Here is a 25,234-nt window from a genome sequence, read left to right on the forward strand (position 1 = left end):
TTCTCACATTCTCTACGAATGTATTTTTTTTGATGTGTTACACTAACATTGTCACAGGATTCTCTACGTATCCTTTTAATGTTTGAAGGAATTGAGATCCTGTTGCGCCATCTACAGTTCTATGATCACAAGCTAATGTTAATTTCATTGTATTTCCAGCGACCACTAGTCCATTTTTAACAACTGGTTTTGCAACAATTGCTCCAACAGATAAAATTGCTGAATTTGGCTGATTGATAATTGAAGTAAAACTTTCAATACCAAACATTCCCAAGTTAGAAATAGTAAACGTACTTCCTTCCATTTCGTCTAAGGACAGCTTTTTGCTTCTTGCTTTACCTGCATACTCTTTTACTGCTGCTCCAATTTGAGTTAAACTTTGCTCATTTGCAAATCGAACAACAGGAACTAACAATCCGTCAGGTACAGCTACAGCAACTCCAATATGAACATGATTATTCAATTGCATTCTGTCATCAAACCATTGTGAATTCACTTGTGGATGCTCTTTTAAAGCTAAAGCACAAGCCTTCACTATCATATCATTATAAGAAATCTTAGTATCAGGCAACGAATTATATTGCACTCTAAATGCCATAGCGTTTTCCATATCAAACTCCACATTTAAATAATAATGTGGTGCAGTGAATTTAGATTTTGCCAAGTTTTTAGCAATAGCCTTACGCATATTAGAGTTTGGCACCTCATCAAAATCTTCTTGACCAGTAGGCACAAATTTACCAACAGAAGCAGATTGAGCTGCAGGTATAAAGTTTTCTATATCACGTTTTACAATTCTTCCATTCTCACCAGAACCATTAACTTGAGATAAGTTAATCCCTTTTTCTTCAGCCATTTTTTTGGCTAAAGGAGATACAAATACTCTTTCGTTAGAATTTGAGTTTGTTTTTGGTGTAGCAACTTTAGGCGTTTCTTTTTTAACTTCTACTTGTTTTGGTGCCTCTTCTTTTTTTACTTCGGAACCTGAGCCTCCTACTTTAAAGCTTTTAGCGATTCCTGAAACATCAGTTCCTGATGGTCCGATAATAGCTAAAAGCGCATCAACTTTTGCCGAATCTCCTTCTTGTAAACCAATATGTAATAAAGTTCCTGATTGGAATGATTCAAATTCCATAGTTGCTTTATCTGTTTCAATTTCAGCAAGAATATCTCCTTCTTCTACATTGTCTCCAACGTTTTTTAACCATGTTGCCACAGTTCCTTCTTCCATTGTATCACTCAAACGAGGCATTGTTACTACAATGACACCTTCAGGTAATTCCTGAGATTCTTCGCTAACGCTCTGTACAACTTCGTCTTCTGTTTTTTCTTCGGAAACTTCAACTTTCTCATCAGAAGTACTTCCATTAAGTAATCCTGAAATATCTTCTCCATTTTCTCCAATAATTGCTAATAACGTATCCACTTTAGCAGTTTCTCCTTCTTTAATACCGATGTGAAGTAAAGTTCCTTCATTGAAAGATTCAAACTCCATCGTCGCTTTATCTGTTTCGATTTCAGCTAAAATATCACCTTCTTCAATTTTGTCTCCTACTTTTTTCAACCAAGTAGCGACAGTACCTTCTTCCATGGTATCGCTCAAACGAGGCATATTTATTACTTCTGCCATAGCTTATATTTTGTGTTGTATAAATGGATAATCTTCTTGTTCGTATACTGCGTCGTACATCACGTTCTTTTCTGGATAAGGTGAATCTTCAGCAAATTTCTCACATTCTTTAACCAAATCCTTTACGCGTTTATCAATAGCGGCTAAATCATCTACACTTGCATATTTCTTTTCTAAGATAATATCTTTCACCTGAGTAATCGGATCAATTTTCTTGTATTCTGCAACCTCATCTTTAGTTCTATAGTGTTGGGCATCACTCATTGAGTGTCCTCTGTAACGATATGTTTTCAACTCTAAAAATGTTGGTCCATCGCCACGTCTTGCTCTTGAAATAGCTTCATCAAAAGCTTCAGCTACTTTTATAGGATTCATTCCGTCAACTGGTCCACAAGGCATTTCATAACCTAAACCTAATTTCCAAATATCGGTATGACTTGCCGTACGTTCTACGGATGTTCCCATTGCATAACCATTATTTTCACAAACGAAAACTACAGGCAATTTCCAAAGCATAGCCATGTTAAATGTTTCATGTAATGATCCTTGACGTGCAGCACCATCACCAAAACAACATAATGTAACGCCATCACTTCCATGGTATTTATCTCCAAATGCAATTCCAGCACCCAAAGGAATTTGACCACCAACGATACCATGACCACCATAAAAACGATGTTCTTTTGAAAAAATATGCATTGAACCACCAAGACCTTGTGAGGTACCTGTCGCTTTTCCATACAATTCAGCCATAACTCGCTTAGGATCAACTCCCATGCCAATTGGTTGAACGTGATTTCTATAAGCAGTAATCATTTTATCTTTAGTGAGATCCATAGCATGAAGTGCTCCGGCTAGAACGGCTTCCTGACCATTATATAAATGAAGAAATCCTCTTACTTTTTGTTGAATATATACTGCAGCTAGTTTGTCTTCAAACTTTCTCCAGAAATACATGTCTTCATACCATTTTAGGTAAACCTCTTTTGTTATTTTTTGCATTTAGTTCCGTATTGATAAAAAATAATACTTCAGATTAATTATCTCAAGCTTCAATTATGAGATCCTAATATAAAATTAGGTCAAGCGAATAACAAAAGTAACACATTAGATAGTAATGAAAAAACGGAAAAACGGAAAAGTTTTCACGAAATCGTTATAGAAAACTTCTATCGAATCCAAGTGGCAATAAATTTGCCAAAGAATTAGATTTCACAACCTTTCCTGTTTCACCCATGAAATAGATTTCAATAGGCGATTCTTGTTTTACTTCGTACTCAGCAATAGCTTGTCTGCATGCGCCACATGGTGGAATTGGTGTAATTGTTTGGTTATTTCTTGAACCAGCAGTTAACGCCATTCTTACAATTTTTGCATCAGGATATTGAGATCCAGCATAATAAATTGCTGTTCGTTCTGCACACAAGCCCGAAGGGTAGCATGCATTCTCTTGATTATTACCCGTTACAATTTGATTGTTATCTAATAAAATTGCCGCACCTACACTAAAGTTTGAATATGGCGCATAGGCTTTTTTACGTGCCTCTATAGCTTTTTCCATTAAGGATGCTATATCAGAAGGTAACTCGTTAAAGCTATCATATACTGTAAGTGTAGACTCTATTTTAATATCCTTCATTTGATGTTGTATTAGACAAAAAAACTATTGCTTAAATGAAACAATAGTTTTTTTATTTGATATTAATACTGAATTCTAGTATTCATCATATTCATTATCTCCAAAGTTAAATACAAGAGAAAAACGCAATGTATTCTCTAGTGGACTCTGCACTTTTGATGCTGAGAACAAGTATGATAAATCTATATTTATTGTTGTGTATTTAAATCCTGCTCCTAAAGCAAAAAACTTTCGTGCACCTTTTTCTTCAGCTTCATTAAAGTAACCTGCTCTAAATGCAAACGAATCTTGGTAAGTATATTCTGCTCCTAAAGACCAAGTAAATTCTTGAAGTTCTTCACTAAACCCTCCTGGCGCATCGCTGAAAGATTGAAAAACTCCTTTAGCGAAACTCACATTGTTGTCTTTTCCAGCAATAATATAATTTTCTTCTTCAAGGGTCACTTCATCTTCATCTTCCTGGAATCCTGGAGTTTCACCACTTTCATTGTACTCAAAACGAGTTCCTAATTCTGGAGGAGTTGGTACTAACAATTTAGTAACTTCAGCAGTTATAGCTAGTTTATTATAATCATCAAAGATAAAATCAAAACCTCCACCTAATCTTAATGTTGTTGGTAAGAAGTTTTCTCTACCTCCATCATCATATTTGATTTTTGGTCCTAAATTTTGAATTGCAAAACCTGCTCTCCAACGTCCATTAAAACTATCATAAGCTTCTTCTTCACTTTGGTAATAACCAGCAATATCTACTCCAATAGAACTTGCAGCAGCAGCATTTGCATCAACAGCTTGAATTCTTAAATCTGAACGTAAGTAACGTAAAGCAACAGCCATAGAAAACTGATCTGCTAATCGTAAAGAATATGACGCATCAAATGTAAGCTCGTTTGGTTGTTCGATTAAAGCTTCAGAAAATTCATCTTGTACAATCTCTATTTCTCCAAGGCTAAAGTATTTAAAACTAACAGCAAATGCACTACGATCGTTTAACCTATTGAAATAAGTCACGTTTCCTAGAAAAATATCATTAACTAATCTACTTAAGTATGGTGTATAATTAACACCAATACCTGATTTAGCTAATGAGAATGAGTATTTTGCTGGGTTCCATTGTTGAGAGTTCGCATCTGCTGATGTAGCAACACCAACATCTCCCATACCTGCAGCACGTGCATCGGAAGCAATTAACAAGAAAGGAACTCCTGTAGTAATAACTCTAGAATCAGAACTATTTGGAATAATAATAGTTTCTTGTGCATTAGTTATATTAAATAATGAAACTGTAATAAGGGCTAAAATGTATTTTTTCATCTGTAATTTGTTATCTTTTTCGGTAATTTTAAGCTACCTAGCAATTAGGCAAATATAAATCTTTATTAGAGTATTACAAGTTTTTCAATTTTTTCAACTTGTTTATTTAAACGATTGGATCTTACTTTTAGTTTATAAATATAGACACCTTTACCAATTTTATCGCCAAAGTCATCTCTACCGTCCCAAACAATATCTTTAGATATTGAACTTGTTACTTTACTTCCTCCGTTAGTTTGTCCATTTAGGGTCCTCACCAATTTACCAGAAACTGTAAAGATCTGTACTGAAACGTCTAAAACATCAGGACTATTGTGATTGAACCAAAATTCAGTATAATCAATAAACGGATTTGGATAATTTAAAACATTATCAATAACTAATCCTTGATCTTTATCAAATACAACAAATTGTATTTCTGATAATGACGAATTATTGTAAACATCCCAAGCCTTAAGGCTTAATGTATGCAAACCTGGTTCTAAATCTCTGAATGGATAACTTACTTTTCCATTTTGATAATCATCAACATTTGCTTGATAGTAATCATTTAAAACAAAAGGGTTTGTTTCATCACCATCAATAATTGCAACAATATCGTGACCGATTCCGCTTGCAGTATTAATTCCATTTTCATCTTGTAGTCTTGCTATAAGTGAAGGTTGTTCATTTGTGATACCACCAGAAACGAAATTTTCATCATTCATAAACAGGTTTATAACAGGACCAATATTATCTTCAGCTGCATCTTCATTAATTCCTCCAACTTGGATATCAAAACTAGAACCTGCTCTATTTTCTAAAGGCAGTGTTCTCATTGTATAGAAGTTTACTTTACCAGGACCAACAGGTATTCCTATATCTCTAGGCACAACAAACTCAAATTCAAACTGTCCATTCGCAACCGTAGCTTGACCTTTAAAAATGACTTCACCTAAAGTTTTAAAGTCCATAATTACAGGCTGACCATTATTAGTTTGATTATCATTATTTAAGGTTTGCCTATCTATTTCTTTATCAAATATTGTGGCCGTTAAAATGCCGTTATAGTCAGAAAGCAAATTGCCAGATTCATTCACAACTTCTCCAGTGAGTTTCACCTTACCAAGGGCTTGTAATACATCTGTATCACCACCAATTGGTACATCATTAATTTTTGTTAATCTCACATCTGGTTTAGCAAAAGCTAATTTCATAGCAGGATCTCCAATGAACCAAACTAATGGTTTTTGGGGATTACTACTAATACCTGGATCATTTTTTGAAAGGCGTAATGCTTCAGCAACAGATGGATATTCGTTAGATCCAAATGCAAATAGATAAGGTTCTATAATTACATTAAAAGCCTGACCTAGACTTACAAAAATCTGTCTAGTGGTTGTAATTAAACCAATAGCTCCACCTCTTGTATTCCAATAGGTAAATTCTCCTGCAGTCTGTCTCAAAGGATCATCAAACTTCGTATACTCACAGGTAACTGTAATAAAAAGATTATACTTACAAGCATTAGATACTTCTTTAGAATCATTTTTATCAAAAATACGTTCGGCTGCTAAACCATCTTCTCCTCCATGTCCAAAATAATTAACCACAAGAGCTCCAACATCAATGGCATCTCTTATTTCTTTATTTACTTGAGGATAACGTTCTCCTGCAGAAGAGGATTCTTGAAGAAATGCATCGGAATGAATCTTTACTGCATTTAAAAATGGTTTTTCCTGTGTAATGGTATTAGCAATATCATCTGTAGTTTGCTGCAGTTCTCCTTCAAAACTTCCTATATCAACATCATCAGAAATCATTAAAATGTTATTTCTCCAATTCCCAAAAGAAGGTTCTGAGTAATACTCTTCAATCTTATCAACCAATTGCTTTGCTTGTTGTGGTGTATTTGCTAAAATTCTTCCTACCGCAATATCAGCTTTATTTGTAGTAGACATATCTCCTTCATTATCATCCATCATAACATAAAAATCATCAGACACAAAAGAACTTGTCAGACTAAAACTATTATATGAAAACCACGTAGGAACAATATTTGTATTGTTGGATATTCTGTTTTTATAATCAAAAGATGCATCTCCAAAAACACATAAATACTTCAACCTTTTGTCTGGTTCACTTGCATTATGATAGACATATCTTATCAAATTTCTTATTCCACCTATATCTTGATTTCCTGAACTGAACTCTTTATAGATTTGAGGTAGTGTTATTACCTTTACATTTAAATCATACTGTTGTCTATTAATCTCTGCAAGTCGTTCTGCTTGGGACAACATATTATTGGGAGTAATTATTATGTAATCTATATCTTGAAATTCACCTTGGCTATTTTGAAAAATAGTTCCTTTTATATTTTGATTACTTACGGATGTGTTTGCATCTCTTAAAGGCGAAAAGAAGTTTTGATTATTGATTGCTATATAATGTTTAAGACTTCCCGAAACAGCTTTAAAACTGAAGTTCGAATCTTGTTCAGAATTTGGAAGACTAGTTACATTATATTTATCTGTTATGTCCCAAACTTCTTTAACATTGGTAGTATTAGACATTAAATACTCTACAACACCATCTGAAGTCTCCACAATATTGTTTTCAAAACTTAGTTGACCACCTGTATAATTTAGTTCTCGAGTTGCTTCAACAGATACATAATCTAAATATCCTAAAGAAGACGGGTTACTACCATTATTATATTCTAGGTCTACAACTACTTCTGAAGAAGCAACAGCAAAATTCCCTTGATAAGATCCACCTGTAGCTAAAACTCCATCTGAAACTCCATTAAAATTTATGGTAGCTATATTTACAGTATTAACTTTAACTGACATTGTAGTTAGTACTTCTGACACAGTAGCTCCATAAACTTTTATTCTTGCCGGCTCCGAAGGCACTATGTTTGGAAAACTAAAGGTAAATGTCTTTTCATTTTCTATATCAAAACGATCTCCAAACCATCGTCTACCAAGTTTTACAATATTATATTCATCAACTTCATGAAATTTATAGTCCTGAAATGTTGTAACCGTAAAATCTGAGTTCTCATCAGGCTGAACCATTGTTTCAATTCGTTTCCCAGAAGACCCTCCTACATTAACATAGTAATTAGATCTATTAGAGTACGGATTAATATTGGTATTGATATTACTTTCTTCTACATTTCCATGAGGTCCTTCAGCATAAAATAAGATATAGTCTCCGTTATTAAATACACCATCACTTTCTCCAACAAACTTGATTGCATTTTCTGCTAGGTCAATGGGATAAAATTCATCGTTTGGCATAGGAATCATTGCACCTCCATTTCCGTAAATTTTAATAGTTCTCGGATCCACACTTGTATTTACACCAATATCCTCTAAAAAACTTTTTGTTATTTTAAATACGCCAGATTTCTCGACATAAAAACGTTTCCAATTACCCGAACTTAAAACAGAATTAACTATCTCTTGTGTATCAAGAGCATTTCTATTTGCAGATGATGAGCCAGAGGAATAATTAATCTGAAAAGATGTGATCTTTTTAAAAACTCCATTATCATTAATAATTGGACTAATCTTCAGAAATGCAGAAATTTTGTTTCTATCAATAGAATTAGACAACTTAAATTGAAGTGTCTTAGGGATTAAGTCTGTAGATAATGCTTTTAATTCACTACTTGACATTGTAGTATAAGATACATTAGAAAGTGTTAGAGATTTTTCATCTAACAATGTACTTATTGCCCATTGAGAAACATAGAATAGTCCTTCAGAGTCACTATAACTGAAATTTTCTTTATTAAAAGCTGGTAACTCAACTTGAAAAGATGATGTTTCTAGAGTAGTCGTGCCATCCCATTGGATTGTAAATTGTTTTTGTTGAGCAAAAGCAAAAACGGTGCACACAATAAAAGATATGAGTAACAGTTTTTTCATAGTACAAATAACGGCTATAAGGTCATGTTATTATAGCATTTCAATTTTTTATTCAAAATTACAACAATATTTGATTTAACCAACCGTTATTAAAGTCAAAATACACCGATTAACTGTTTAAAAGTCCGTTATATTGTTCAAAAAACGGGATGAAATGCAACTTTTTTTCAATCTATTTCCTAAAAAATGTTGTTATTTTACCTTTAATTGCTATATTGCGTGTCTAAAATTTAATTAGCTTACTTAAAAGTATGGATATGAAAAACGTCTTAAACCTAAGGATACTATTAGCCCTAATGATATCTTTAACAATTGTTGGTTGTAGCAGAAACTCTTCAGACAAGAATAGTTCTAGAGCCACAGGATGGAAAATTAACGATAAGAATGGTGGTTTTCAGTACAATGACAAATTCCAAGAACAAGAAACAAGCCCTGGATTAGTGTTTGTGGAAGGTGGAACATTTACTATGGGTAAAGTTCAAGATGATGTAATGCATGATTGGAACAACTCTCCTAATCAACAACACATTCAGTCATTTTATATGGATGAAAGTGAAGTTACAAATAAAATGTATACTGAATACCTTGATTGGGTAAAAAGAACTTATCCACCTGAAGAAGAAAACTACAAATTAATTTATAAAGGAGCTTTACCAGATACATTAGTATGGAGAAACCGATTAGGTTATGCTGAAATGATGACAGAAAACTATTTACGTCATCCTGGATATGGAGAATATCCTGTAGTAGGTGTAAGTTGGATTCAAGCTGTTGAATTTGCAAATTGGAGAACTGATAGAGTAGCCGAAATGGATCTTCAAAATGCTGGATACTTAGAAAGAGATTCGCATTTAACTTCTGCTGCTGATAGTAATTTCAGTACTGATACTTATATAAATGCTCCAACATTAACTTATGGAGGAAACGATAGTATTATAAACCCTGCAAAATCAAGAAAAAGAGTTCAAGTTACTGCAGCTGGTGATACCATTAATAATTACGCAAGAAGAGAATCTGGAATTATTTCTCCAGACTACAGACTTCCAACTGAAGCAGAATGGGAATATGCTGCTTTAGGTATGAGTGAATTAAGAAGCTTTAATGTATATAGAGGTCGTAAAAAATATCCTTGGGATGGACAATATACACGTTCAGGGAAAAGAAAAACTAAAGGTGATCAGTTAGCAAACTTTAAACAAGGAAAAGGTGATTACGGTGGAATTGCTGGTTGGTCTGATGATGGTGCTGATATTACTGCTCAAGTAATGAGTTATGAGCCTAATGATTATGGTTTATATGATATGGCTGGTAATGTTGCCGAATGGGTAGCTGATGTTTATCGTCCAATTGTTGATGATGAGTTTAGTGACTTTAACTACTATAGAGGTAATGTATATACTAAAAATGCAATCAATGAAGATGGAACTGTTAAAGTTGTAACTCCAGATGACATTGTATATGACACATTAAGTAATGGTCAAGTAGTTGCAAGAAACTTACCAGGTGAAATATTACAAGTGGCAGTCGATGAAGACGAAACTTATTTAAGAACAAACTTTGATAGAAGTGATAACAGAAACTTTAGAGATGGTGATAATAGATCATCTAGAAGTTACGCTACTGACTTTGACGAAGAAGAAGGTGAAAACTCTGAAGCTAGTTTAACTAGAAAAATGTATAACTCACCTAAACATAATATCGAAAGAGATTCTACAGGTAAAGTATTAAAAGAATATGATACTTCAAACCAAAGAACTTCTATGATTAATGACGAAGTAAGAGTTTACAAAGGTGGTTCTTGGAGAGATAGAGCATACTGGATTGATCCTGCACAACGTAGATATTTTCCACAAGATATGGCAACAGACTATATTGGTTTTAGATGTGCAATGTCTAGAGTTGGTTCTAAATCTCAAGGCGGTAAAAAAAGAAACTAGAATTTATATTCAATAAAATAAAAAAGTCCTAACTATAAACGTTAGGACTTTTTTATTTAAATTTATTTCATGACAATAGAAAAACTCTACGACACATTTTTGAAATGCAATTCCATATCTACAGATACTCGAAAAATAAATTCAGATTGTCTGTTTTTTGCTCTGAAAGGAGATAATTTTAATGGAAATAAGTTTGCATTGGAAGCCCTTAAAAGAGGCGCACAGTTTGTTGTTATTGATGAAGAAAAATATAATGAGCATAGTAACTGTATTTTAGTTGATAACGTATTAGAAACGTTACAAGGCTTAGCGAGACATCATAGACAAGCTTTAAACACTCCAATTATTGCATTAACTGGAAGTAATGGAAAAACAACTACAAAAGAATTGATTAATGCTGTTTTATCTACAACTTTTAAAACAAGTGCTACAAAAGGAAACCTCAATAATCATATTGGAGTTCCGTTAACCATTCTTGAATTCACAAAAGATACTGAAATTGGTATTGTTGAAATGGGAGCAAATCATCAAAAAGAAATAGAATTTTTAACAAATATTGCCTTACCAGATTATGGCCTAATTACTAATTTTGGTAAAGCTCATCTAGAAGGATTTGTTGGTATTGAAGGTGTTATAAAAGGAAAATCAGAATTATACGATCACTTAAAGACACATAATAAAATAGTATTTGTGAACTATGATGACGTAAAGCAAATTGAACAAATTGGAAACTACGAAAAGACCATTATGTTTGGCTCAAATATGTCAATGACAAGTGCGCAACCTTTCATTAATTTAAAATTTAATAGCACAAATATTAAAACACATTTAACTGGAGCATACAACTATAATAACATAGCTGCCGCTATTGCTATTGGCACATATTTTAAAGTTGATGACGACTCAATTTCTAAAGCTATTACAAATTATATCCCTTCTAATAATCGCTCTCAGATAATAGAAAAAAATTCGAATAAGATTATTCTTGATGCCTATAATGCTAATCCAACAAGTATGATTGCTGCTTTGAATAATTTCGGAAGTTTAAATGATTCTGGAAAAGTCGCTATACTGGGAGACATGTTTGAATTAGGTGAAACTGCAGCAATAGAACACCAATCTATTTCAGATTATTCTCAAAAGTTCGATATCGAACACATTTATTTGGTAGGAGAACACTTTTTTAAAACGAAGAACAACTCGAATAGAGTCTCAAGTTTTAAATCTTTTGAGGACTTAAAACATAAATTACTTAACTCGCCTTTAAAACATAAATATCTTCTTATCAAAGGCTCTAGAGGAATGGCTTTAGAAAGAGTTTTAGATTATTTATAAACTAGCACAAAACATATTCTAAATGAAGTGGGTCATACTGGATTCGAACCAGTGACTTCTACCCTGTCAAGGTAACACTCTGAACCAACTGAGTTAATGACCCTTTTATTATAAACAAAAAAAGTCCGCATTAAATGCGAACTTTTTAATAGTTGTGGGCGCGAAGGGATTCGAACCCCTGACCCCTTGGGTGTAAACCAAGTGCTCTGAACCAACTGAGCTACGCGCCCTAATTATTGGACTGCAAATATAGTCTAGATTTTTAATTAGCAAAAGCTTTTTATAAAAAAAATTAAATTATTTCAGCAACAACAAAAGTGCTGCCTCCTACGTAAATAAAATCTTCTGATTCTGCATTTTGAAAAGCAGAATTAAATGCTTCATTTACTGTATTATAACTATTCCCTTTAAACCCATAATCTAGGAACTTATTCTTTAGTTTATCTACGTCCATTCCTCTAGGAATATCCGGTTTACAAAAATAATATGTCGCATTCTTAGGCAACAAAAGTAATATTGAATCTAAATCCTTATCATTTACTACTCCAATAACCATATGAAGTTTATTAAACTCTTCCTCATCTAATTGTTTGATTATATAAGACAAGCCTTCTTTATTATGAGCTGTATCACAAACAATTTTAGGTTGTTCTTGTAATATTTGCCAACGACCTCTCAAACCTGTATTCTCAACAACGCTTTTAAATCCGTTTTCTAATTGTTTATCAGATACGAGAAATCTCTTTTGAGTATTTAATAATTTAATAGTTTGAGCAACCGTTTTTATATTCTGTTTTTGATAGCTTCCCTTTAAATCACATTCAAAATTTTGTGTTACTAGTTGATCAGCGAAATAAATTTCGGAAGTATTGCATTTAGCAATCTGAATAAATTCATCTTTAGTTTCTTGTTGTGTCTCACCAATTACTACTGGAACATTAAGCTTAATAATACCTGCCTTCTCTTTAGCAATGGCTTGATAAGTATTCCCTAAGAATTGCGTGTGATCAAAACCAATATTAGTAATTACTGAAATTTCTGGAGTAATGATATTTGTTGAATCCAATCGACCTCCTAATCCAACTTCAATAATAGCAATATCGACGTTTTGCTTTTCAAAATAATCGAAAGCCATGCCAACAGTCATTTCAAAGAAAGACAAGCTGTTTCTTTTAAAAAAAGACAGATTTTGTTTTATAAATCCGATAACGAACTGTTTACTCACCTCATTACCATTAATTTTAATTCGTTCTCTAAAATCTTTTAAATGTGGTGATGTATATAATCCAACTTTGTATCCAGCTTCCTGGAGCACTGAAGCTAGCATGTGACTTGTAGAGCCCTTACCATTGGTTCCTGCAACGTGAATGCTCTTAAAATGTCGCTCTGGATGATTTAAATGTTCTGCTAAAAGAAGCGTGTTAGATAGGTCAACCTTGTAAGCAGATTTACCTTGGCTTTGATACATCGGCAACTGCTTGAACATCCAATTGACAGTCTCTTGATAGTTCATCAATTTGTAGGTGTAAAGTTCACACTTACTTTACCATATTGTCGAGCAGGTGCTTCAGAATCTGTGGGCCATTTATAGGACATGGCTATTTTTTTTGCTTGTGCTTTTAAACACGACGTAGCATTATTACTTCCTCTCACGCCTGGTGTAGCTTCAATAACTTGGCCACTTCGATTAACAACAATATCAACTACTATTAATCCATATTCGTTTTCACAACCATCAAAAAGTTTATAATTTGGTTGTCCTCTGCCATTTAAACCAAACCCAACACCTCCATTTCCAGAACCAGGAGTTCCTTTATATGGTGCATATGGGCTTCCATCTAAATCACCTTTATCTCCTGGGCCATCACCTGGACCTTCTCCATCTGTTGTTGGTCCTTCAGAATTTGTCACACCTCCAATAAGCGCATCCAGTTTATCCTTTTTATCTTGTTCTTCCTTAGCCTCACGTTCCTCCTCGTCTTTTTTAAGTTGCTCCAAACGTTCTGCCTCTGCTTCAGCTTTTGCTTCAGCTTCTTTAGCTTTTTTTATGGCTATAGCTTCCGCAGATTCATTGGTCAAAACATCTTCAGACTGACTATTCTCTTCTGAAGTTTCTTCAGGTTGTGCCTTGTCTGCTTGAGTCTCTTCTTTTACAACATTTTCTGTAGGTCTTGATTTTATAGGTTCTGTAGGCTGAATCTTACCTGAACCAACTGGAGAGTTCCCAAAGTTAACAGCGACACCGTATTCTTCTGGAGGATCCATGTATGGAGGACCAACCACAAACAATAGCAATACTAAAATAACAACAATAAGTGCTGTGATTTTTGCTGAATTACGTTCGTGCTTAGTTTTTAGGTACTTCATATTGTTGCATATGCAAACTTCATTCCGGAAAAATAAAGTTAGTTATTTGGCTTAACTGCTAGAATAACTTTAAACTTATTTCTATTAGCAATATCCATTACTTTAACTACATTTTCTACAGGAACAGATTTTTCAGCACGTAAGACAATCGTAGGTTGATCTTGACTTGATAACATCGTTATTAATTCGTTTTCAAGAACACTTCCGCCAACCAATTTTTGATCTATATAATAATTAAGGTCTTTAGTAATACTTACGGCTACAGTTTGTTTGTTTTCTGTTTTTCCACTAGCAGTTGGCAACAAAATATCAATTGCACTAGTTGTCACCAATGTAGATGCGAGCATAAAAAATATCAACAACAAGAACACAATATCTGTCATTGAAGACATATTGAATTCTGGTTTAACTTTATTTCTGCCTCTAATATTCATTAAATTGGCTCGTTTAAATGATCTAAGAACTCTACTGAATTCGATTCCATTTGATATACAACTTTATCCGTTCTAACCACTAAATGATTATATGCTGTATAAGCAACAATACCAACAATTAAACCTGCGACTGTAGTTGTCATAGCAGTATATAATCCATCAGATAATTGTTTGATATCAATTTGTCCGCCAGAATTAGCAATTTCGAAAATAGATAATATCATTCCTATAACTGTTCCGAGGAATCCAATCATGGGAGCAATACTAGAAATAGTTGCTAAAACACTTACATTCTTTTCTAAACCATAAAGTTCTAAACGTCCAGCATTTTCTATAGCTGAATTAATATCTTCAAGAGGTTTACCAATACGAGTAATTCCTTTATTTATTAGTCTAGAAACAGGAGTGTTAACCTGAGCACAAAGCATTTGAGCTGAGTCAATCTTACCATTACTCACATGATCTTTGATTTGATTCATGAAATTCGCATCTACATTAGAGGCCGCCTTTATTGCGAATAGTCGTTCAAAGTAAATATAGATAACTGCTATTAATAAAATAAACAGTAAGGCTATTATAACTTGTCCTGCTAATCCTCCACTACTGATCAACTCAATAATAGATAACGTTTTTTCGGTTGATTCTGAATCAGTAACTAATTCAGTTCCATCTTGAATATTACTTAGTAATATCATATAAGTATAGTATTGAAATTAATTTATTAGTGTAATAACGTCTATTTTAGATCAAAAGTATGTGAACTAAAATAATGTTCTTGTAAACATAAATGCAACTGCTCCCACAGCAAATCCAATAAATGCTAGCCAAGATATTTTTTTAATATACCAGAAAAAATCTATCTTTTCCATTCCCATAGCAACAACACCTGCTGCAGAACCGATTATTAACATGCTTCCACCTGTTCCAGCCGAATATGCTATAAAGTGCCACAATTCGTTATCAATTGGCTCAGTGAACATCCCTAAACTTGCTGCCACTAATGGCACATTATCAATTACTGCTGACCCTACTCCTAATAGTAATACTACTAAATCGGAAACACCTTCACCATGTAATTCTGTTCCTAACATTGGCATTGTTTCTTGCAATGTTCCAGCGAAACCGAATAGAATACCTAAAGATTCTAGTGCAGCTACTGCCATTAAAATTCCAAGGAAAAATAAAATACTGGGTAATTCAATCTTAGATAAAGAATGATGCACAGGACTGTGGTTTGCATGTTCACTATGCTCTTCTGAATCTATACCAGAAATGGCAAATTTTGAATTACTATAAATTTCAGCAAAAACAGCAACAACACCAAGAGCTAACATCATACCAACATATGGAGGCAAATGTGTAACGGTTTTAAAAATTGGCACAGATACAATTCCTCCAAGTCCTAGATAAAGCATCGTTGAGCTAAACTTACTTTTAGGTTTATCTGAATCTTCTTCAACTTTATTCAAATCCCCTTTAAAAGCTGGCAAGTATGATGCAATAAATGTTGGGACCAACATGCACAATAATGACGGAATAAATAAATATACAAACAGATGACCTGTAGTTACCTTTTTACCAATCCATAACATAGTTGTAGTCACATCTCCAATTGGAGACCAAGCACCACCAGCATTGGCTGCTATAATAATTAATCCAGCATACCATATACGTACGTCTCTATCTTTTACAATTTTTTGAAGAATTGAAATAAGGACAATAGTAGCCGTTAAGTTATCAATAATTGCAGATAATATGAATGCCAATATTGCGAATATCCAAAGTACTTTTCGCTTACTTTTAGTTTTTATAAACCCTTTTATAGTAGAAAATCCATCGAAATAATCAATGATTTCAACTATAGTCATTGCTCCTAATAAAAACACTAGAATTTCAGCAGTTTTACCTAGATGATGCAATAAGGTTTCTTCCATAATGTGCATCTTACTCTCATGTCCTAATCCAGAAAACCCATCGACCAGACCATGGTTAGCAGAATCAAACCATTGTGGAAAAGAATCAATTCCTAAAGAAATAAGTGCCCAACAGATAGCCATCATAACTAAAGCCGGAATTAATTTATCTATTTTAATACTATGCTCTACGGTTATGGCTAAATAGCCTAATACAAAAACTAAAATTATTATTGTTTCCATTCTTTTCTTTTAAATAAGTTGACTTAAGGCTATTTCAAATGCAGTTGCACTAATTCCGGTTTTCGTGTGGTTTTTTTCGTAAACCTTTTTTATAGCATTGTTTATGATTTCGGATGTGTCATTAAAAATGGCTTCATCTGTCATTTGAACTTTACGTTCCATAAAATAAGCAAACACTCTAGCCATACCACAGTTAGAAATAAAATCTGGGATAAGGCTCACTTTACTATCTGTATGCTCCATGATTGGGCCAAAGAATATTTCTTTATCAGCAAATGGTACATTTGCTCCACAAGAAATCACTTCTAAACCTGTCTCAATCATACTATTAATTTGATCTTGAGTTATTAATCTTGAAGCTGCACAAGGTGCAAATACTTCAGTTTGTAATGACCATATTTTTTCATTAATCTCATCAAAAGGGATTAAATTATCACTAATTAAAGTGTTTCCGGTTTTGTCAAGATATAGTTGAATAATTTCTTCAAAAGAAAAACCTTCTTCATTTATTAAACCTCCAACTCTATCAATAATTCCAACAACTTTAGCTCCCATTTGCGCCAAATAAAAAGCTGCTGCTGCTCCAACATTACCGAACCCTTGAACTACTGCTCGTTTGCCTACAATTGAATCGCCTTGAACATTATAAAAATGTTTTGTGGCTTCGGCAACTCCAAAACCAGTAATCATATCAGCTACTGTAAATTTTCTAGAAACGCTTGGTGAATATTTTGGATTTTCAATGACCTTAATAACTCCATGTCTTAACTGACCAATACGATTGATTTTATCAGCTTGAGTTGGTTTAAAATGACCTTCAAAAACACCTTCTTGAGGATGCCAAACTCCACTTTCTTCTGTAATAGGAATTACCTCATGAATTTCATCTACATTTAAGTCACCTCCAGTTCCATAATAGCTTTTAAGTAAAGGTGAAACCGCATTATACCAACGTTCTAAAACGCCTTTTTTTCTTGGATCATGTGGATCAAAGTTAATGCCAGATTTAGCGCCTCCAATAGCTGGACCTGAAACGGTAAATTTCACTTCCATGGTTTTAGCTAAAGATAATACTTCGTTCATATCTAAACCTATACGCATCCTTGTTCCACCTCCAGCAGCTCCTCCTCTAAGAGAATTAATTACTGTCCAACCTTCAGCTTCGGTTTCAGGATCTTTCCAATTAAAAACAATTTCTGGGGCTTTGTCTTCGTACTTTTGAAGTAAGTCTTTCATTAAGATAGTTAGTTAAATTTCAGCAAATATAAAAAACAAAAAATGGCTTTAAAAAGTAAAGCCATTTTATTATTGTTAAAAACTACAATTTTTTATTTCAAGGTCATTTTTCCAAATTTATGCATCTCTTTTCCTATTGCATAAATATAAAAAACCTTGTCATTAACTCTTAAAGTTTGAGTTGGTGCATATGTAGTATATTTTTTAGCTCCTCCTGTTTTACTATTCCAAAACGGGACAGTTTTTATATTCCCTTCACCATCAAAAGATTTTAAAACAATAGCTTTAGCATTAATCTTGTCATAACCCATAACAATTTTCTTATCCTTCAACTTAGACTCTTTTTCATTGGCTAGAATGAATAATTCACCATTATTTAAAAAAGGATAAAATGAGCCTAAAACTTCCATTCTATTGAGATAGTCTTCTCCATAATTAATAGGAACATCATAAGTTACATCTCCGTTAATACCAAGTTTGATTACAATTCCAGGACCAAATCTATGTGTATAATTGTATTCAAAGTTTTTGCCTTCAATTGCCTCACTATCTTTGGAATAACAATCGCCTATGAGGTATATACTTTCATTATCAATTAAAATATCTTTTACTTTCAAATCAATATAACCCTTTCCTAAAACTCGTTTTATTGTTTCTTTAGACCTTGCTTGGTTTTTGACCAATTTCCCTTCAGAAATATTATAGATAAAAAAACTACTGTCTTTTGCACCACCCATTGAGATTGCAGGTTTAGCATTATCGGTTGCAAAACCAATTAAATATTGCGAATCATTAAAGGTAATTACCTTGCTATCTGAAATATAAAAACCTTCAGTCGAAACTTGTTGTTCATTAATATTATTTCCTGTAACCGTTATAACTGTAGTAATCGGATGTTTTTTTCCAGTATTTGTTTTCTTAATAATATTAACTGTTCCGTCACTTTCTACAAATAAAGTTTCTCTGAAAGCACGCTTACTATCAAAAGACAATGTATGTGATGCTTCAGAAAGCGTCTCTAAGTTCGCATCAAAAGTAAGTACATTAATAGCTTCTGTCGTTTTTTTTACAAATGGTTTATTCACCAATACTGCAAAGGTCTCAGCATTTGAGGACATTGCAATTTCAAAAAAACCTGAATTATTCACTTTCTCAATAGGAACGGTATACAATTCGATAGTATCTGAAATTTGATGTGTTTCATTGTCATAAATTTGAGCATACAAGACATTTTTACCATCCTTTTTTACGGCAACATGAGAAAAGAAATACAATTTGTTATTCCCTTCAATAACCTTCAAAAGTGTTGCATCTTTTCGTGAACGCATTGGTAATTTAAAATCTACTGTAGATAAAGGCTTTCCAGAAGCATCAAACTTAGTGATGTAAATAATTTTTGGGGCATAGAATTGAGATCCAATTTCTTCAATGCTATACACCGTAAAATCAGATTCTGAAGGAAAAACTAAAACAGGGTTTTGAGATCCTACAACGGTACTATTAGATAATTCAGACCACTCAAAACTAGCCAATTCTTGTTCTTGTGCTTGAAGGGTTATTACGCACAAAAGCGCACAAAGACTTAAAAAGAAAGATTTCATATTAATGAGTAAAGTGTTCGTTATATTCATTTACAATTTTAAGAATACCCATTATTTTATAGCCTTTTTCTTTATTCTTTATTTTTTTAGCCAACTCAGGGTAATCAGAAACGTACTTACTCATTACACCTTTAAAGCTAAATATCAACTTAGAAGACGCAAACTTTAGATACTTTTTTCCATCTTTAACTGCAAGAATTTCTGTTTGAACTTTTGTGCCATCAAAATCTAAGGAGACTTCCGTATTTCCTTTTTTAGAGAGTGTCATTTCTGCACCTTTATCATCTTCTACTCTTATATAGTAATCAAAAAGGTTGATTTTACCTTCAACTGTTCTAAGTAAAAAGACCTTTGTTTTTCTACTTAATCCTTCATAAGCATGGGATTCGTAATGATCATTTTCAATTTTATAGGCCTTTAAATCCTTTGGACCATATACAATTGGTTTGTCATCTAAAGTTTTGAAAAACTTAACTTTACGTTGACTTTTAATTTTAAGAAAGCGTTTTAAATAACCTTCAATTTTCTCTCCTTTATTTGTTATGACATAACCTGGCAACTTTTCTGATGCATCTTCCCAATTGTCATCAATTTGTGAAAAACCTAAGCTTGAAATCAAAACCGCAAATACTAATACTAAATGTTTCATTTAAAATAAATTTTTATTATTCATCTAGCCTATTCAAAACTTAAGCCAAAGTGTACAAGTTTAATTAATTACTTAAAGTATAGTGTTAAAATTCATGAATTATACCTGAGGAATGATTCCTTATTGCACCAGTAACACTCGCTAAACAATTTGTTTCACCTCTTAATTTAAGCACTCCTAGAAGTCCGAAAATAAGAGCTTCTTTATATTCTATAATATCTTCTGAAGGGATAATGATATCATTATGACATAAACCCTTCAAACGGTTTATCAAAAATGTATTATAAACGCCTCCACCTGAAACCAAAACTGAAGACTTAGGTTTCGACTTTAAAATTGAAACAATTTGTACGGCTATATGCTCAACGACCGTACGTAAAATATCTTTTACTTCAAGTTTGTAAACATCAATTATTGGTAAAACAATTGACCTAACCCATTCTAAACCCAATGATTTCGGAAAATCTAGTTGATAAAATTTTAAATCATTTAGCTCATTCAATAAAGACAAATTCACTTTACCTTCCGAAGCCATGCTCCCGTACGCATCATATTCTAATCCTATTCTTTCACTATAATGATTTAAGACAATATTTACTGGACATATATCAAAAGCTATGCGATTATTATCTTTTTCAAATGAAATATTAGCAAAACCTCCAAGGTTAAGGCAAAAATCATACTCTGAAAATAAAATCTGATCTCCTATTGGAACTAAAGGTGCCCCTTGTCCTCCAAGTTCGACATCTTGAATTCTAAAATCGCAAACAACTTTTTGTTTTGTTAATTCTACAATTTGCTTGAGGTTCCCAATTTGATAGGTTAAACCAATCTCTGGTTGATGCAAAGCTGTATGACCATGAGAACAGATAGCATCAATGGCATTTAATTTATATTTACTTATAAAGTCATTGATTTTTTGGGACAAATAAATGGTATAATCTTCATCAAACTTCTTTAATTCTTCTAGCTCATAATTGACAAGATTAGATAATCTTTTCTTCCAATCTTCTGTATATGAAACGGTTTGAGCATTTTGGATTTTAAACTTCCATATATTATTAATCTCAAAGGTAATATAAGCCAAATCAATTCCATCGAGAGATGTACCTGACATCACACCTATAATATTGTAATTAGATTTTATCATATTAAGTAAAAATAACAATACTCATTGAAAATATGCTAATAAAGAGTTATCTTTGACATCATTTTTTATCAATTCAATAATTATAATTTACTATGGATTTTAGTTTAACCGAAGAACACATAATGATTCGCGATGCAGCTCGTGATTTTGCACAAACCGAATTACTTCCTGGCGTTATAGAGCGTGATAATGCACAAACTTTTCCTGAAGAACTTGTCCGTAAAATGGGAGAGCTTGGGTTTATGGGAATCATGGTCGATCCTAAATATGGAGGAAGTGGAATGGATGCAATTTCATACGTACTTATTATGGAAGAGCTTTCAAAAATTGATGCCTCTGCTTCTGTTATGGTTTCTGTTAATAATTCTTTAGTTTGTTATGGCCTTGAAGCATATGGTAATGAAGATCAAAAACAAAAATACTTAACAAAATTAGCTACAGGTCAATGTATTGGAGCATTTTGTTTAAGTGAGCCAGAAGCTGGAAGTGATGCTACATCTCAAGCGACGACCGCAATAGACAAAGGAGACCATTATGTCATAAATGGCACAAAAAATTGGATTACAAATGGTGGTCGAGCGGAAGTATATTTAGTTATTGCTCAAACCGATAGAGAAAAAGGCCATAGAGGCATTAATGCTTTTATTCTTGAAAAAGGTATGGAGGGATTTGAAATAGGCCCAAAAGAAGACAAATTAGGAATTCGTGGTAGTGATACACATACTCTACAGTTTAATGATGTAAAAGTTCCTAAAGAAAACAGAATTGGTGAAGATGGATTTGGTTTTAAATTTGCAATGAAAACGCTTTCTGGCGGACGAATCGGAATTGCTGCTCAAGCCTTAGGTATTGCAGCTGGAGCTTATGAATTAGCGTTGAAGTATTCTAAAGAACGTAAATCTTTTGGTACTGAAATATGCAACCATCAAGCAATTGCTTTTAAATTAGCTGATATGTATACAGAAATTGAAGCTGCTCGTATGTTAGTTATGAAAGCTGCTTGGGACAAAGACCAAGGAAACAATTATGACATGTCTAGTGCTATGGCCAAGTTATATGCAAGTAAAGTTGCTATGGAACAAACTGTTGAAGCTGTGCAGATACATGGAGGAAATGGTTTCGTAAAAGAATACCATGTAGAACGTATGATGAGAGATGCCAAGATCACTCAAATTTATGAAGGGACTAGTGAAATACAAAAAATTGTAATTTCTAGAGGAGTGATTAAAGGATAAACATTAAGTAATTAAAATATATTAGAGGGCTTCAGAATTTATTTTTGAAGCTTTTTTTATTTGTTGGATAGATCATCCAAAACCAAACGCAACTCTCCAAAAGTATATTTATCGTCTATTTGATGTTTTAAATCAGAAATATTCTCGAATTTCTGTTTTGGGATAATTGCATTCAATTCTTTATAGTGTTTTTCAGAAATCAAATCAGTGATTTTAACATCTCCAGAGGGTATAAAACTGGCTAAATGTCCAATAATGGTATTCACATTTAATTCTCTTTCTAATGCAATTTGATCTATAGATTTTCCTGATATAAATAATTCTAGTGAGATTCTTTTAGTATCTCCTTTCTGTCTTTTTGGTTTTAGAACCTCAAAAATTTCAGTTTTTTTAGATGTTTCTATATCATTTTCATCACAAAACTCGCGAATGACTTTTAAAATATCATTTCCATATTTTTCGACACGTACTTTACCAAAACCGTTCACTTTTAAAAGCTCATTCTTATTGGTTGGTAATGTTTCACACATTTCGTACAATGCTTTTTGTGTGAAAATTTGATAATGAATTAAATCTTTTTCATTAGCAATTGTATTTCTTAATTCGCGAAGTAACTCAAATAACTCAACATTAGTTGTCCCATCAATAACTGATTTACGAGATTTCTTTGGCTTTTCTTTAGCAAGAAATACCGATTTTGCACGCAATTCCAAAAAGGTGTTGACATTAAAACCATTCGATAAATTTGAAAAATAGAGCAGTTTGGTTGCTATCAATTCTTCAATACTATCTAGTTGCTTATTTAAATCTTTCTCAATAGTCTTGTTATCTGTTGTAAAACCAAAGGTTTTAAAAGGTTCAACTATTTTAGTATCAATTTGTACACTGTAATAATTAATAGCCTTTTTAAAGCGTTCCTGAACTTCGGAATTAGATTCGGGTGTTAATGTGGTTTCCGTAAGCTCTCTTAAATGGACTTTAAATGCATTAGCAACTTTAAGTAAATTAGTGACACCTTCTTTCATAGTGTTTAAAGGCGTTTCAAGATTACCTACAACACTTCCCCTATTTTTATAGTAGACATCAAATACACGATTTATAGGATATAAAAACTTATAAAAATCGAACACTTCTGAAATTAAATTTAGTTGAAATTCAGACTTTGAGTCTTGTAAAATAGTTTCATCTGGTTGGTTTTTCTCGGCCATTTCATTAAACGATATCACATTACTATCGCTAATTATTTGGCTAGAATTAATTTTACTTTTTAATACTAAACCCTCTAAATTTTTACAGCGACTCAAAGCCACATAAGTTTGTCCATGGGCGAAAGCGCCTTGGGCATCAATTATTGCCTTTTCAAAAGTTAACCCTTGACTTTTATGAATAGTAATAGACCAAGCTAATCGTAAAGGCATTTGCGTATACGAACCTATTTTTTTTTCAGTAATGGCTTTTGTTTTTTCATCAACGGTATAGTTTATGTTCTCCCATACTTCTGGAGTAGTAATAATGTTAAAATCATCATCAGGACATTTAACAATCACTTCATCTTTATCTAAAAAAATAATTTTTCCAATCTTTCCATTAAAATAACGTTTTTCAACAGAACTGTCATTTTTAATGAACATAACTTGAGCGCCAACTTTTAAAGATAGTTTTTCTTTATTTGGGTAAGAAAATTCAGGAAATTTACCTACAGTTTTAGCGTTATATATTTGAGGTATAGCTTTAAGTTTATCAAGTTCAGTTTTATTAGTTTGTTTAGCTTTATTATTATGTGTTGTTAAAGAAATATAACCTTCATCTTCTTTAGAAACAAAATTTGGATTATATCTGTTATTTAATTCATCGGCAGAAGATTGAGTCAATGTATTTGTTCTAATTTCATTAAGAATATCAATAAATATGGGATTATCTTGTCTATAAATATGTTTCAACTCAACGGTAACAGCTTGCGATTCTTGATAGGACAAACTACTGAAAAAGAAAGCGTTTTTATAAAACGGCTTTAATAATTGCCATTCATTGTCTTTAACTACTGGTGATAGTTGTTGTAAATCTCCAATCATTAATAACTGAACACCACCAAAAGCTTTATTTTTATTTCTAAAACGACGTAATGTTTTATCAATACCATCTAATAAATCAGCACGAACCATACTAATTTCATCAATCACTAATAAATCAAGAGACTTAATAATATTAATTTTAGTTTTATTAAATTTTCGATTAAAACCAGAAGCATTACCTAATTCTTCATTAGGCAAAATAGGACCAAAAGGCATTTGAAAAAAGGAATGTATAGTAACCCCTTTAGCATTAATAGCAGCAACTCCAGTTGGAGCCACGACCACCATACGTTTTAAGGATTTTATCTTCAACTTGTGTAAAAATGTGGTTTTTCCTGTTCCGGCTTTACCTGTTAAAAACACATTTCTATCTGTATTATTAACAAAATTCCAAGCTAAATCTAACTCGCTATTCGTAACCATTTGATATATTTCTGAGTTTTTTTTAAAATATAAAAAATACTATTGGTAATAGAATATATACTATTTTATCTAGGCAATTTAATAATTCATATTTCAAATATATGTATAAAAAAAGCCCTTCATATTTCTATGAAGG

General features: G+C 32.7%; 18 protein-coding genes and 2 tRNA genes. 3 read left to right on the plus strand and 17 right to left on the minus strand.

Annotated features, from left to right (window positions below; genetic code table 11):
• Nucleotides 1-37 precede the first annotated feature (37 nt).
• The 5 genes from RH81_RS06985 to porU form a co-directional block, all read right to left on the minus strand.
• On the minus strand, nucleotides 38-1,630 hold the full coding sequence (locus RH81_RS06985; protein WP_033959284.1) for a pyruvate dehydrogenase complex dihydrolipoamide acetyltransferase: 1,593 nt from the start codon (nucleotides 1,628-1,630) through the stop codon (nucleotides 38-40).
• Between the two features lie 3 nt (nucleotides 1,631-1,633).
• Nucleotides 1,634-2,632 carry a pyruvate dehydrogenase (acetyl-transferring) E1 component subunit alpha gene (gene pdhA, locus RH81_RS06990; RefSeq protein ID WP_033959286.1) on the minus strand — a complete coding sequence of 333 codons (999 nt, stop codon included), beginning with the start codon at nucleotides 2,630-2,632 and terminating at the stop codon, nucleotides 1,634-1,636.
• A gap of 154 nt (nucleotides 2,633-2,786) precedes the next feature.
• Nucleotides 2,787-3,269 (minus strand): cytidine deaminase, encoded by a 483-nt coding sequence (gene cdd, locus RH81_RS06995; protein ID WP_033959288.1) that lies wholly within the window; start codon nucleotides 3,267-3,269, stop codon nucleotides 2,787-2,789.
• Nucleotides 3,270-3,344: 75 nt separating this feature from the next.
• Nucleotides 3,345-4,583: a type IX secretion system outer membrane channel protein PorV gene (gene porV, locus RH81_RS07000; RefSeq protein WP_033959290.1), complete on the minus strand. Its 1,239-nt coding sequence runs from the start codon at nucleotides 4,581-4,583 to the stop codon at nucleotides 3,345-3,347.
• A 65-nt stretch (nucleotides 4,584-4,648) separates the two neighbouring features.
• Entirely contained in the window at nucleotides 4,649-8,503 is a 3,855-nt protein-coding gene (gene porU / locus RH81_RS07005; RefSeq protein WP_033959292.1) for a type IX secretion system sortase PorU, read from the minus strand.
• A gap of 251 nt (nucleotides 8,504-8,754) precedes the next feature.
• Here porU and gldJ point away from each other — a divergent pair, with 251 nt between their 5' ends.
• Together gldJ and RH81_RS07015 are read left to right on the plus strand one after the other, a co-directional pair.
• On the plus strand, nucleotides 8,755-10,440 hold the full coding sequence (gene gldJ, locus RH81_RS07010) for a gliding motility lipoprotein GldJ (RefSeq protein WP_052172456.1): 1,686 nt from the start codon (nucleotides 8,755-8,757) through the stop codon (nucleotides 10,438-10,440).
• A 69-nt stretch (nucleotides 10,441-10,509) separates the two neighbouring features.
• Nucleotides 10,510-11,775, plus strand: a complete 1,266-nt coding sequence (locus tag RH81_RS07015) for a UDP-N-acetylmuramoyl-tripeptide--D-alanyl-D-alanine ligase (protein WP_033959294.1) — start codon at nucleotides 10,510-10,512, stop codon at nucleotides 11,773-11,775.
• Between the two features lie 28 nt (nucleotides 11,776-11,803).
• Here RH81_RS07015 and RH81_RS07020 read toward each other — a convergent pair.
• The 11 genes from RH81_RS07020 to RH81_RS07070 form a co-directional block, all read right to left on the minus strand.
• Nucleotides 11,804-11,878, minus strand: a tRNA-Val gene (locus RH81_RS07020).
• Nucleotides 11,879-11,930: 52 nt separating this feature from the next.
• Nucleotides 11,931-12,005, minus strand: a tRNA-Val gene (locus RH81_RS07025).
• A gap of 62 nt (nucleotides 12,006-12,067) precedes the next feature.
• Nucleotides 12,068-13,288 (minus strand): bifunctional folylpolyglutamate synthase/dihydrofolate synthase, encoded by a 1,221-nt coding sequence (locus tag RH81_RS07030; protein WP_033959296.1) that lies wholly within the window; start codon nucleotides 13,286-13,288, stop codon nucleotides 12,068-12,070.
• Nucleotides 13,288-14,142, minus strand: a complete 855-nt coding sequence (locus RH81_RS07035; RefSeq protein WP_033959297.1) for a hypothetical protein — start codon at nucleotides 14,140-14,142, stop codon at nucleotides 13,288-13,290. Before RH81_RS07035 ends, RH81_RS07030 begins: the two co-directional genes overlap by 1 nt.
• A gap of 38 nt (nucleotides 14,143-14,180) precedes the next feature.
• Complete coding sequence (locus RH81_RS07040) at nucleotides 14,181-14,576, minus strand: ExbD/TolR family protein (RefSeq protein WP_033959299.1); 396 nt, start codon at nucleotides 14,574-14,576, stop codon at nucleotides 14,181-14,183.
• The gene (locus RH81_RS07045) at nucleotides 14,576-15,271 is read right to left on the minus strand and encodes a MotA/TolQ/ExbB proton channel family protein (RefSeq protein WP_033959300.1); all 696 of its coding nucleotides are present in this window, start codon (nucleotides 15,269-15,271) and stop codon (nucleotides 14,576-14,578) included. The genes RH81_RS07040 and RH81_RS07045 overlap by 1 nt, the downstream gene beginning before the upstream one ends.
• Before the next feature lie 66 nt (nucleotides 15,272-15,337).
• Nucleotides 15,338-16,732: a sodium:proton antiporter NhaD gene (gene nhaD / locus RH81_RS07050; protein ID WP_033959301.1), complete on the minus strand. Its 1,395-nt coding sequence runs from the start codon at nucleotides 16,730-16,732 to the stop codon at nucleotides 15,338-15,340.
• A 9-nt stretch (nucleotides 16,733-16,741) separates the two neighbouring features.
• Nucleotides 16,742-17,968, minus strand: a complete 1,227-nt coding sequence (locus RH81_RS07055; RefSeq protein ID WP_033959302.1) for a Glu/Leu/Phe/Val dehydrogenase dimerization domain-containing protein — start codon at nucleotides 17,966-17,968, stop codon at nucleotides 16,742-16,744.
• A gap of 92 nt (nucleotides 17,969-18,060) precedes the next feature.
• Entirely contained in the window at nucleotides 18,061-19,569 is a 1,509-nt protein-coding gene (locus tag RH81_RS07060) for a hypothetical protein (RefSeq protein ID WP_152604800.1), read from the minus strand.
• A gap of 1 nt (nucleotide 19,570) precedes the next feature.
• Nucleotides 19,571-20,218, minus strand: a complete 648-nt coding sequence (locus tag RH81_RS07065) for a hypothetical protein (RefSeq protein ID WP_033959305.1) — start codon at nucleotides 20,216-20,218, stop codon at nucleotides 19,571-19,573.
• A gap of 85 nt (nucleotides 20,219-20,303) precedes the next feature.
• Nucleotides 20,304-21,368, minus strand: coding sequence for an anhydro-N-acetylmuramic acid kinase (locus tag RH81_RS07070; protein WP_033959306.1), 1,065 nt, complete (start codon nucleotides 21,366-21,368; stop codon nucleotides 20,304-20,306).
• 92 nt (nucleotides 21,369-21,460) lie between these two features.
• Between RH81_RS07070 and RH81_RS07075 the strand changes: the two genes are divergently transcribed.
• Nucleotides 21,461-22,603, plus strand: a complete 1,143-nt coding sequence (locus RH81_RS07075) for an acyl-CoA dehydrogenase (protein ID WP_033959308.1) — start codon at nucleotides 21,461-21,463, stop codon at nucleotides 22,601-22,603.
• Between the two features lie 56 nt (nucleotides 22,604-22,659).
• On the opposite strand, the gene RH81_RS07080 is transcribed toward RH81_RS07075, so the two are convergent.
• Nucleotides 22,660-25,098 (minus strand): helix-turn-helix domain-containing protein, encoded by a 2,439-nt coding sequence (locus RH81_RS07080; RefSeq protein ID WP_033959309.1) that lies wholly within the window; start codon nucleotides 25,096-25,098, stop codon nucleotides 22,660-22,662.
• Nucleotides 25,099-25,234: the final 136 nt, after the last annotated feature.

The organism is Psychroserpens jangbogonensis (assembly GCF_000797465.1).
GTDB classification, from domain to species: domain Bacteria; phylum Bacteroidota; class Bacteroidia; order Flavobacteriales; family Flavobacteriaceae; genus Psychroserpens; species Psychroserpens jangbogonensis.

Bases quoted from the DNA above. Each gene is read 5' to 3' on its own strand.
- RH81_RS06985 (WP_033959284.1), bottom strand. From the start codon at position 1,630: ATGGCAGAAGTAATAAATATGCCTCGTTTGAGCGATACCATGGAAGAA.
- pdhA (WP_033959286.1), bottom strand. From the start codon at position 2,632: ATGCAAAAAATAACAAAAGAGGTTTACCTAAAATGGTATGAAGACATG.
- cdd (WP_033959288.1), bottom strand. From the start codon at position 3,269: ATGAAGGATATTAAAATAGAGTCTACACTTACAGTATATGATAGCTTT.
- porV (WP_033959290.1), bottom strand. From the start codon at position 4,583: ATGAAAAAATACATTTTAGCCCTTATTACAGTTTCATTATTTAATATA.
- porU (WP_033959292.1), bottom strand. From the start codon at position 8,503: ATGAAAAAACTGTTACTCATATCTTTTATTGTGTGCACCGTTTTTGCT.
- gldJ (WP_052172456.1), top strand. From the start codon at position 8,755: ATGGATATGAAAAACGTCTTAAACCTAAGGATACTATTAGCCCTAATG.
- RH81_RS07015 (WP_033959294.1), top strand. From the start codon at position 10,510: ATGACAATAGAAAAACTCTACGACACATTTTTGAAATGCAATTCCATA.
- RH81_RS07030 (WP_033959296.1), bottom strand. From the start codon at position 13,288: ATGAACTATCAAGAGACTGTCAATTGGATGTTCAAGCAGTTGCCGATG.
- RH81_RS07035 (WP_033959297.1), bottom strand. From the start codon at position 14,142: ATGAAGTACCTAAAAACTAAGCACGAACGTAATTCAGCAAAAATCACA.
- RH81_RS07040 (WP_033959299.1), bottom strand. From the start codon at position 14,576: ATGAATATTAGAGGCAGAAATAAAGTTAAACCAGAATTCAATATGTCT.
- RH81_RS07045 (WP_033959300.1), bottom strand. From the start codon at position 15,271: ATGATATTACTAAGTAATATTCAAGATGGAACTGAATTAGTTACTGAT.
- nhaD (WP_033959301.1), bottom strand. From the start codon at position 16,732: ATGGAAACAATAATAATTTTAGTTTTTGTATTAGGCTATTTAGCCATA.
- RH81_RS07055 (WP_033959302.1), bottom strand. From the start codon at position 17,968: ATGAAAGACTTACTTCAAAAGTACGAAGACAAAGCCCCAGAAATTGTT.
- RH81_RS07060 (WP_152604800.1), bottom strand. From the start codon at position 19,569: ATGAAATCTTTCTTTTTAAGTCTTTGTGCGCTTTTGTGCGTAATAACC.
- RH81_RS07065 (WP_033959305.1), bottom strand. From the start codon at position 20,218: ATGAAACATTTAGTATTAGTATTTGCGGTTTTGATTTCAAGCTTAGGT.
- RH81_RS07070 (WP_033959306.1), bottom strand. From the start codon at position 21,368: ATGATAAAATCTAATTACAATATTATAGGTGTGATGTCAGGTACATCT.
- RH81_RS07075 (WP_033959308.1), top strand. From the start codon at position 21,461: ATGGATTTTAGTTTAACCGAAGAACACATAATGATTCGCGATGCAGCT.
- RH81_RS07080 (WP_033959309.1), bottom strand. From the start codon at position 25,098: ATGGTTACGAATAGCGAGTTAGATTTAGCTTGGAATTTTGTTAATAAT.